This is a genomic window from Agromyces sp. NPDC029043 (genome assembly GCF_055564615.1).
Window position 1 is genome coordinate 1 of record NZ_JBVHVX010000041.1, and the last position, 8,705, is coordinate 8,705.

The 8,705-nt window shown below is 73.2% G+C and carries 7 protein-coding genes; 2 read left to right on the forward strand and 5 right to left on the reverse strand.

What is annotated here, in order from left to right:
• Positions 1 to 110 precede the first annotated feature (110 nt).
• From ACZ4TW_RS23545 to ACZ4TW_RS23555, 3 genes are all read right to left on the reverse strand, one after another.
• Positions 111 to 1,868, reverse strand: a complete 1,758-nt coding sequence (locus tag ACZ4TW_RS23545) for a S8 family peptidase (RefSeq protein ID WP_465546884.1) — start codon at positions 1,866 to 1,868, stop codon at positions 111 to 113.
• Positions 1,869 to 2,027: 159 nt separating this feature from the next.
• Entirely contained in the window at positions 2,028 to 3,080 is a 1,053-nt protein-coding gene (locus ACZ4TW_RS23550) for a zinc-dependent alcohol dehydrogenase family protein (RefSeq protein WP_465546886.1), read from the reverse strand.
• A 50-nt stretch (positions 3,081 to 3,130) separates the two neighbouring features.
• On the reverse strand, positions 3,131 to 4,702 hold the full coding sequence (locus ACZ4TW_RS23555) for a carboxylesterase/lipase family protein (protein ID WP_465546888.1): 1,572 nt from the start codon (positions 4,700 to 4,702) through the stop codon (positions 3,131 to 3,133).
• Between ACZ4TW_RS23555 and ACZ4TW_RS23560 the strand changes: the two genes are divergently transcribed.
• Positions 4,695 to 5,168 carry a hypothetical protein gene (locus ACZ4TW_RS23560; RefSeq protein WP_465546890.1) on the forward strand — a complete coding sequence of 158 codons (474 nt, stop codon included), beginning with the start codon at positions 4,695 to 4,697 and terminating at the stop codon, positions 5,166 to 5,168. The two genes, ACZ4TW_RS23555 and ACZ4TW_RS23560, sit on opposite strands and share 8 nt — an antisense overlap.
• Positions 5,169 to 5,178: 10 nt before the next feature.
• On the opposite strand, the gene ACZ4TW_RS23565 is transcribed toward ACZ4TW_RS23560, so the two are convergent.
• Positions 5,179 to 7,389 (reverse strand): ATP-dependent Clp protease ATP-binding subunit, encoded by a 2,211-nt coding sequence (locus ACZ4TW_RS23565; RefSeq protein ID WP_465546896.1) that lies wholly within the window; start codon positions 7,387 to 7,389, stop codon positions 5,179 to 5,181.
• Positions 7,390 to 7,482: 93 nt separating this feature from the next.
• Entirely contained in the window at positions 7,483 to 7,788 is a 306-nt protein-coding gene (locus ACZ4TW_RS23570; RefSeq protein ID WP_465546892.1) for a hypothetical protein, read from the reverse strand.
• A gap of 134 nt (positions 7,789 to 7,922) precedes the next feature.
• Between ACZ4TW_RS23570 and ACZ4TW_RS23575 the strand changes: the two genes are divergently transcribed.
• On the forward strand, positions 7,923 to 8,372 hold the full coding sequence (locus ACZ4TW_RS23575) for a nitroreductase family deazaflavin-dependent oxidoreductase (RefSeq protein WP_465546894.1): 450 nt from the start codon (positions 7,923 to 7,925) through the stop codon (positions 8,370 to 8,372).
• Positions 8,373 to 8,705 lie beyond the last annotated feature (333 nt).

Consider the following 8,705-nt stretch of genomic DNA (forward strand, 5'->3'; position numbering starts at 1 on the left):
CCCCCCCCCGCCCTCCCCCCCCCCCCCCCCCCCCCCCCACCCCCCCCCCCCCCCCCCCCCCCCCCCCCCCCCCCCCTCTGCGTCTCAACGGGACGACGAGATCCCGGTGATCAGCCGCTCACCGCCGCGAGCGCGTTCACGATGCCCGCGCCGTAGAAGCCGTTCGACTCCGCGGTGCCCTCGCACGTGTGCGTGGACGTGACGGTGTTGCCCGCCGGGAGCGTGCGGGTGTAGGTGAACGCGGCCGGCTCGGGGCAGGCCTTCGCGGTCGCCGAGTCGAGCAGGACGCGCTCGACCTCGGCCGGGTCCATGCCCAGGCCGCCGCCGCGCTGACGCTCGCCGTACTGGCTCACGATGAGCGCCGCGACGCCCGCCGCGTGCGGCGAGGCCATCGACGTGCCCTGCAGGTACTGGTAGTACGCGCACTCCTTGCCCTTCGCGTCGCAGCTCTGGACCGCCCACGGCACGACGACGTCGCCGTTCTCGTCGATCGCGCCCTCTGCCTCGGCCAGCGCCGCCGGGTAGGCCGCGAGGATGCCCGCGGCGTAGTCGCGCGTGCCCGCGGCCGTGTCGTACACGTCGCCGCCCGGCGCCGCGACATCCACGAAGCCGTCACCGTAGTTCGAGTAGTACGACTTGCGCTCGGAGACGCCGGTGCTCGAGACCGAGATCACGCCCTCGCCCTCGGTCGGCATCGAGATGCACGACTCGGGGTCGAGCAGGTCGCGCACATAGGCGACCTCGCCGGGCACGCCCGCGAAGTCGGGGCTGGATGCATCCGTCAGCACCTTCGTGTAGTCGCTCGCGCCGTTGCCGGCCGCCGCGACGAGCGTCACGCCGCTGTCGCGGGCGAAGTCGAGCGCGCGCTGCATCGCGGTGATGATCGCCTGCTGCTCGGCGCGATCCTCAGCGCTGTCGGCCGGGTGGTCGACGCAGTTGAACAGCCACGGGTCGACGTAGTAGCTCATGTTGACCACGTCGATGCCGTTCTCGCCCGCGTAGGTGAGCGCGTCGACCGAGGCCTGCAGGAAGAAGTAGCCCGAGTCCTGGCCGGCGCGGAGGTTGACGAGCGAGACCTCGGGCGCGACGCCCGCGATCCCGATGCCGTTGACGGGCGAGCCGATGGTCGAGGCGACGTGCGTGCCGTGGCCGTTCTCGTCGACATCGGCGGCATCCTCGCAGGAGCCGTCGACCTCGTCCTCGCAGGCGCCGTCGACGGGGTCGCCGTTCGCGTCGACCGGGATGTCGACCGTGAAGTTGCGGCTCAGCTTCGCGTCGAAGTTCGGCGCGATGTCGGGGTGGCTCCCGTCGACGCCGGTGTCGATGATGCCCACCGTCACCTTCTTGTCGCCGCGCTCGACGGCGTACGAGCCGTCGACGGTCGCGTCGATCTGCTGCATGTCCCACTGCAGGTCGGCGAGCGGCTCGGCGCCCTTCACCGGCTTGCCCGGGTCGGCGGGCTTGCCGAGCGCGGCGGCTTCGCCGGCGCCGACGCGCGTCTCGCGCTCGACCGCCTCCTCGGCGGCCTTGCGCTTCGCCTCGGCCTTCGCGGCCCCGTCATCGGGCACGCCGCCGATCACGCGGTTCTGCGCGGTGCCCTCGATCGCCGCCTGGTCGGCGGCCTGCTCGGCGAACGACGCCTCTGTCGTGACGACCGTGGCGACGCCGACCTCGGCGTTCTCGCTGACGATCGTGCCGCCGGCGGCCTCGACGGCCGCACGCGCCTCGCTCGAGGAGGTGCCCTCGGCGAAGACGACGACGTACTGGTGCTCACCGCCGGTGGGGGCGGCGGTGGCCGCGGTCGCCGACGCGGCCGCGAGGCCCGTCACGGCGAGCGCGAGCACGGATGTCGCGGCGATGGATCGCATCACTCTCATAGACATGGATTCCCTTCTTCGGGCGGCACCCGTTCGGGGGGTGCGCACACTCGCGCAATGCTGGCACACGCCACCGACGAAGGGAAGGGTCGTCTCCGGTTCGTTCCGTTCCGGGCTACCGGACGCGAGCGGATGGCCCGACCCGGGCCCTTACGGGCGCAGCAGCACCTTCGTCGCGCGGCGCTCGTCCATCGCCGCGTACGCCTCGGCGGCCTGCGAGAGCGGAAGCTCGAGGTCGAAGACACGGCCGGGCCGGATGGCGCCGGAGCGCACGTCGGGCAGCAGCTCCTCGATGTACCCGCGCACGGGGGCGACGCCGCCGTTCACGCCGACGTTCCGGTTGAACATCTGCCGCACGGGCAGCTCGGGGCCGCCGTTCGGCACGCCGACGAACCCCACCATGCCGCCCGGCCGCGCCGAGCGCAGCGCCTGGTCCATCGACTCCTTGGTGCCGACGCACTCGAGCACCCGGTCGGCGCCGATGCCGCCCGTGAGCTCCTGCACCCGCGCGACGCCCTCATCGCCGCGCTCCTCGACGACGTGCGTCGCGCCGAACTCGCGCGCGAGCGCCTGGCGATCGGCGTGCCGCGACATCGCGATGATCGTCGTCGCGCCGAGCCGCTTCGCGGCGATGATCGCGCAGAGCCCGACCGCGCCGTCGCCCACGACCGCGACCGAGTCGCCCGGCCCGACGCCCGCCGAGACCGCCGCGTGGTGCCCCGTGCCCATCACGTCGGAGAGCGTGAGCAGCCCCGGGATCTCGTCGTCGGCCACCGGTCCGGGCACGACCGCGAGCGTGCCATCCGCCAGCGGCACCCGCACGCGCTCGCCCTGGCCGCCGTCGGCGAACCCGCCCGAGCGGTCTTCGCCGCCCCACCAGCTGCCCTGCACGCACGATGTGCTGACCCCGTTGCGGCAGTTCACGCACGTGCCGTCGCACACGTAGAACGGCGCGATCACGAAGTCGCCCTCCCGCACGAGCCGCACCCGGTCGCCCACGGACTCGACGACGCCGACGAACTCGTGCCCGATGCGGTGCACCGCGTTCGTCGGGGTGATGCCGCGGTACGGCCAGAGGTCGGAGCCGCACACGCACGCGGCGACCACCCGCACGATCGCGTCGGCGCCGGTGTCGGACAGCACCGGGTCGGGCACCTCCTCGACGCGGATGTCACGGGCGGCGTGGATCACGGTGGCGAGCATGGTTGCGAGCCTACGCGTACCGGCGCCGTCCGGTCGGGGTGGACGGTTCGTCACACGTGCGGCACGAACGCCTGCCACGCCAGCCGCTTCTTGCGGCGCGGGTCGGCGACCACGCGGTCGACGCGGTCGAAGACGAGCGTGCGCCGGTGCGCCTCGTCGTAGCGCGGCCAGCCGGGTCCGGGGGCGCCGGATGCCGCGAAGCCGGTCCAGTGCGCCTGCATGCGCCGTCCGACCGCGCGGAACATGCGCCGGCCGCCGAGCAGCGTGAGCGCGGCGCCGACCCGCGTGTCGAACTTCTCGAACAGCGCGAAGAGCTCGAGGCCGTGGGTCGCGTCGAGGCCGAGGAGGCGCGCCGTCCGCGGGGCCGCGTCGAACCGGTAGCACCACGTTGGCGCGTACCGCGAGTGGCGCTCGGCGACCTTCACCGTCGGGAACCAGAACGTGAAGTCGCCGGCGAAGTCGGCCGCCGCGCGCCGCTCGGGCAGGCCCGGGTAGCGCGCCTTGATGGCTCTGCGCGCCCGCTTCGGCGTGTTCGCGAAGATCGCGCGGATGCGGGGCTTCGTGGTCGGCAGGATGTCGATGCGCCCCTCGAACAGCGATCCCTCGCGGTCGTTCGTGCCGATGATGAGCGGCACGGGATGCGCGAGCCCGTCGCGGAAGGCATCCAGCGGGCGGTGCGGGAGGAACTCGCCGTCGATCACGGGCGCGAGCGCGATCGTGCCGGGATTCTCGTCGGGCGTGCGCACGGTCAGGGCGGCCGTCGCCCGGGCGAGCAGCATCGGGTCGGTGCGGCGCAGCATGGCCGCGGCATCCGCCGCCGACTCGCTGTCGAGGTCGTCGTCGTCGACGAGCCGGGCGAGGATGCGCACGTACTCGCCCGCCCAGCGCTGCGCCACGTCCGGCGCGTACACCGCGTTGGCCGGCGAGCTCTGCGCGATCGCGCTCGCGAAGAGACCGCGGGCGGATGGCACCGTCATCAGCGTCGTCACCGCGTTGCCGCCGGACGACTCGCCGAAGAGCGTCACCCGGTCGGGGTCGCCGCCGAACGCGTGGATGTTCCGGCGGATCCACTCGAGCGCGGCGACCTGGTCGCGCAGTCCGAGGTTCACCTCGATCGGATGCCGCGACTGCGAGAACGCCCGGAGGTCGAGCCATCCGAGGGCCCCGAGCCGGTAGTTCACGCCGACGTAGACCACGCCGTGCACTCGCGCGAGCCGCTCGCCCTGCCGCGGGTACTCGGCCGCCGAGCCGACGCTGTACGCGCCGCCGTGGAGGAACACCATCACCGGGCGTCCGCGACCGGAGCCGGAGCCGGCGGGTCCCTCGTCATCGGGCGCGATCACATCCAGGTGCAGGCAGTCCTCGCTGCGCGGCAGGTGGTCCGCCGCGCCGAGGAACTGCCCGCGCCGCAGCTGCGGCGCGACCGGCCCGAACTCGCTCGCGTCTCGGACGCCGTCCCACGCGGTGCGCGGCTGCGGCGCGCGGAACCGAAGCACGCCGACCGGGGCGGCCGCGTACGGGATGCCGCGCCACTGCCGCGTCCCCCGCCGCCGGCGACCGCGCACGGCGCCCGTGTCCAGCTCGACGATCGACCAGTCGCCGACGGTCCCGCGCATGACCATGCGGGCGACGCTACGACGACCGGGTGAACGGCCGGCGACCGCCGATGCGCCGGCATCCCGTGTGCGCAACCCCCTCGCGGTGCTCACCGGCCCCGCGTACGGTCGCGGGATGGACGACCGCATGCGAGACGACCGAGACGACCGTCGGGAAGCGACCCGGGACGCCGAGCGGATCGGCCGCCTGGAGCCCGGCGTCCGAGACGTCGGCGCCGGCGCGGGCGAACTCCGGCCCGGGCCGGCGAAGACGACGGGGCACTTCGCCGCCGGCGCGGTGCTCGTGCTGATCGGGCTGGTGGGCATCGCGGTGTACGCCTTCATGCCGCGCAGCACGCCCGTCGAAGGCGACCCGCAGGCCGACTACGCGTTGCAGGCGACCATCATCATCGGCGCCGCGCTGGCGTTCGGCGCAGGGCTGCTGCTGCTCGCGCGCGGGTGGGTGCTCCGACGGCGAGCCCAGCAGGGCTGACCGCGGCCGCCTACTCCTCCACGATCTCGGCGTCGATCACGTCGTGATCGCCGCCGACCGGCTCGTCGCCCGGCGCTTCGGCGCGCGAGACCTCGAGGTGCTCGCCGCTCGGATCGAGCCCGACCACGACCGTGTCGCCGTCGCGGATGTCGCCCGCGAGCAGCGCCCGCGCGAGCCGGTCCGCCACCTCGGTCTGGATGAGCCGGCGCAGCGGGCGCGCGCCGAACAGCGGGTCGTAGCCGCGCTCGGAGAGCCAGGTGCGCGCGTCGGGCGTGACGCCGAGCTCGAGCCGGCGCTCATGCATCCGCGCGGTCAGGCGGTCGACCTGCAGGTTCACGATCTCGCCGAGCTCCTGCTCGGACAGCGTCGAGAACACGACGAGGTCGTCGAGCCGGTTCACGAACTCGGGCTTGAACGCCTGCCGCACGCCCGCCATGACGGCCTGCTCCTTCTCCTCCCACGAGAGCGTGGGGTCGATGAGGTACTGCGAGCCGAGGTTGGACGTGAGGATGAGGATCACGTTGCGGAAGTCGACGGTGCGGCCCTGGCCGTCGGTCAGGCGGCCGTCGTCGAGCACCTGCAGCAGCACGTCGAACACCTCGGGGTGCGCCTTCTCGACCTCGTCGAGCAGGATCACCGAGTAGGGGCGCCGGCGCACGGCTTCGGTGAGCTGGCCGCCCTGCTCGTAGCCGATGTAGCCGGGAGGGGCGCCGACCAGGCGCGAGACGGTGTGCTTCTCGCCGTACTCCGACATGTCGATGCGCACCATGGCGTGCGGGTCGTCGAAGAGCACCTCGGCGAGGGCCTTCGCGAGCTCGGTCTTGCCCACTCCGGTCGGGCCGAGGAACAGGAACGATCCGGTCGGCTGGTCGGGGTCGGACACGCCGGCACGAGCGCGGCGGACCGCGTCGGCGACCGCCGCCACGGCGCGCCGCTGGCCGATCACGCGCCGCCCGAGCTCCTGCTCGAGGTGCAGCAGCTTCTCGGTCTCGCCCTGCATGAGCCGGCCGACGGGGATCCCCGTCCACTGCGCGATGACCGCGGCGATGTCCTCCTCGGTCACCTGCTCGTTGACCATGCGTGGCTCGTCGGGCGCCTCCTCGGCGCGCTCGGCCTCCTCGAGGTCGCGCTGCAGCTGCGCGATGGTCTCGTACTCGAGCCGCGACGCGGTCGCGTAGTCGGCCTCGCGCATCGCGCGGTCGCGCTGGGTCACGGCCTCGTCGAGTCGCTTCTTCAGCTCGCCGACGCGGTTCAGCGACATCCGCTCGCGCGACCAGCGCTCCTCGAGCTGCACCAGCTCGCGCTCCTTGTCGACGAGGATGTCGCGCAGGCGCTCGAGCCGCTCCTTCGAGGCGTCGTCCTTCTCCTTCTTGAGCGCGAGCTCCTCGAGCTTCAGCCGGTCGACCTCGCGCTTGAGCTGGTCGATCTCGACGGGGCTCGAGTCGATCTCCATCTTCAGGCGCGACATGGCCTCGTCGATGAGGTCGATGGCCTTGTCGGGCAGCTGGCGGGCGGTGATGTAGCGGTTCGAGAGGGATGCCGCGGCCACGAGCGCGGCGTCGGTGATGGTCACGCCGTGGTGCGCCTCGTACCGGCCCTTGAGCCCGCGGAGGATCGCGACCGTGTCTTCGACGGACGGCTCACCGACGAACACCTGCTGGAAGCGGCGCTCGAGCGCGGCATCCTTCTCGATGTACTCGCGGTACTCGTCGAGCGTGGTCGCGCCGATGAGCCGCAGCTCGCCGCGCGCGAGCATCGGCTTCAGCATGTTCGACGCCGCGACCGAGCCCTCGCCGCCGCCCGCGCCCATGAGCAGGTGCAGCTCGTCGACGAACGTGATGATGCGACCCTCGGCCTCGTTGATCTCCTTGAGCACGGCCTTGAGCCGCTCCTCGAACTGGCCGCGGTACATGGCCCCGGCGACGAGCGCGGAGATGTCGAGCGCGACGAGCTGCTTGTCCTTCAGCGAGGCGGCGACGTCGCCCGCCACGATGCGCTGGGCCAGGCCCTCGACCACCGCGGTCTTGCCGACGCCGGGCTCGCCGATGAGCACCGGGTTGTTCTTGGTGCGCCGCGTGAGCACCTGGCTGACGCGGCGGATCTCGGCGTCGCGACCGATCACGGGGTCGAGCTTGCCCTGGCGGGCGATCTCGGTGAGGTTGACGCCGTACTGTTCGAGCGCCGACTTCTGCTCCTCCTGCGAGCTCGGCGCGCCCTGCATGTTGGCCACGGGGCTCCCTTCGACAAAGTTGAGTGTACTACGCTCAACTCTTCCGCGGCGAGTGGTATTCCGGATGCCGCGACCGGGCCGTCCTCAGTCGGACTCGCCCGGCGCGAGCCCCTCCTCCTCCTGCGTGGCGTGCGCGTCCTCGGCGCGGGCCCGGTCGGCGGCGACCTCGCCCGCACCCGCACGGCTCCCGCCGGCCTCCTCGCCGACGTCGATCGGCCCGCCGGCCACGAGGCCGTCGTCGTCCCGGTCGTCCGGGGCATCCGCCTCACCGGGCTCGCGGTCGCCGGCCGCACCCCCGACGATGCCGTCGCCGAACGCCGCCTGCTGCCCCGCGCTCATCGCCGCGGCATCCGCTCGGCCTCGGTCCTCACCCTCACCCGACGCCTCCATGGCGCACCTCCCCATCGCTGATGCGGCCAGCGTAGGCACGCGACCGCCCCGATTGCGCGGGGTTGCACTCTCGGGAATCGGGGCGGGACGGTCGGCGTTAGCGTCGAACAGGACACCGAACGAGGAGGACACGGATGCCGCTGCAGGGCGAGTACGCACCCAGCACGTCGAAGTGGGCGCGCGACCAGGCCGAGACCTACGAGGCGACGAAGGGGCGCGAGGCGAACTCGCTGCGCGGCAAGCCCGTGATCGTGCTGACGACGGTCGGCGCGAAGAGCGGCAAGCTCCGCAAGACGGCGCTCATGCGGGTCGAGCACGACGGCGAGTACGCCGTCGTCGCGTCGCAGGGCGGTCACCCCGAGCACCCGGCCTGGTACTTCAACCTGGTCAAGCAGCCCCACGTCGAGCTCCAGGACGGCGCGGTGAAGCGCGACTACCTGGCCCGCGAGGTCACGGGCGAGGAGAAGGCGCTCTGGTGGAAGCGGGCGACCGACGTGTGGCCCGCCTACGACGACTACCAGGCGCGGACCGACCGGCAGATCCCGGTCTTCGTGCTCACGCCGATCGACCCGACCGTCGCCTGAGCGCACCCCTCACAACCACTGCATCGTGAACGACCGCGCGAGCACGCCGCGCAGGCCCGGCAGGGCCAGTACGCGTACGGCGGCGTTCCGCGCGCGCAGCCGCAGGCCCGAAGCCGGCGCGCCCATGCGCATGTTGAACGCGGCCTGCCGGGTGGCGCGCCGCGGGGGGGGGGGGGGGGGGGGGGGGGGGGGGGGGGGAAAGGGGGGGGGGGGGGGGGGGGGGGGGGCCCCCCCCCCCCCGGACCGTCACGGTGCTCAGCCCGTCGTGGGCGCCGCCACGGGGCTCGGTTCGACGTCGATGACGGGGTGCAGGCGCCGGCGGTGGTCGACCAC

Bases quoted from the DNA above. Each gene is read 5' to 3' on its own strand.
- ACZ4TW_RS23565 (WP_465546896.1), bottom strand. From the start codon at position 7,389: ATGCAGGGCGCGCCGAGCTCGCAGGAGGAGCAGAAGTCGGCGCTCGAA.
- ACZ4TW_RS23575 (WP_465546894.1), top strand. From the start codon at position 7,923: ATGCCGCTGCAGGGCGAGTACGCACCCAGCACGTCGAAGTGGGCGCGC.
- ACZ4TW_RS23555 (WP_465546888.1), bottom strand. From the start codon at position 4,702: ATGGTCATGCGCGGGACCGTCGGCGACTGGTCGATCGTCGAGCTGGAC.
- ACZ4TW_RS23550 (WP_465546886.1), bottom strand. From the start codon at position 3,080: ATGCTCGCCACCGTGATCCACGCCGCCCGTGACATCCGCGTCGAGGAG.
- ACZ4TW_RS23560 (WP_465546890.1), top strand. From the start codon at position 4,695: ATGACCATGCGGGCGACGCTACGACGACCGGGTGAACGGCCGGCGACC.
- ACZ4TW_RS23545 (WP_465546884.1), bottom strand. From the start codon at position 1,868: ATGCGATCCATCGCCGCGACATCCGTGCTCGCGCTCGCCGTGACGGGC.
- ACZ4TW_RS23570 (WP_465546892.1), bottom strand. From the start codon at position 7,788: ATGGAGGCGTCGGGTGAGGGTGAGGACCGAGGCCGAGCGGATGCCGCG.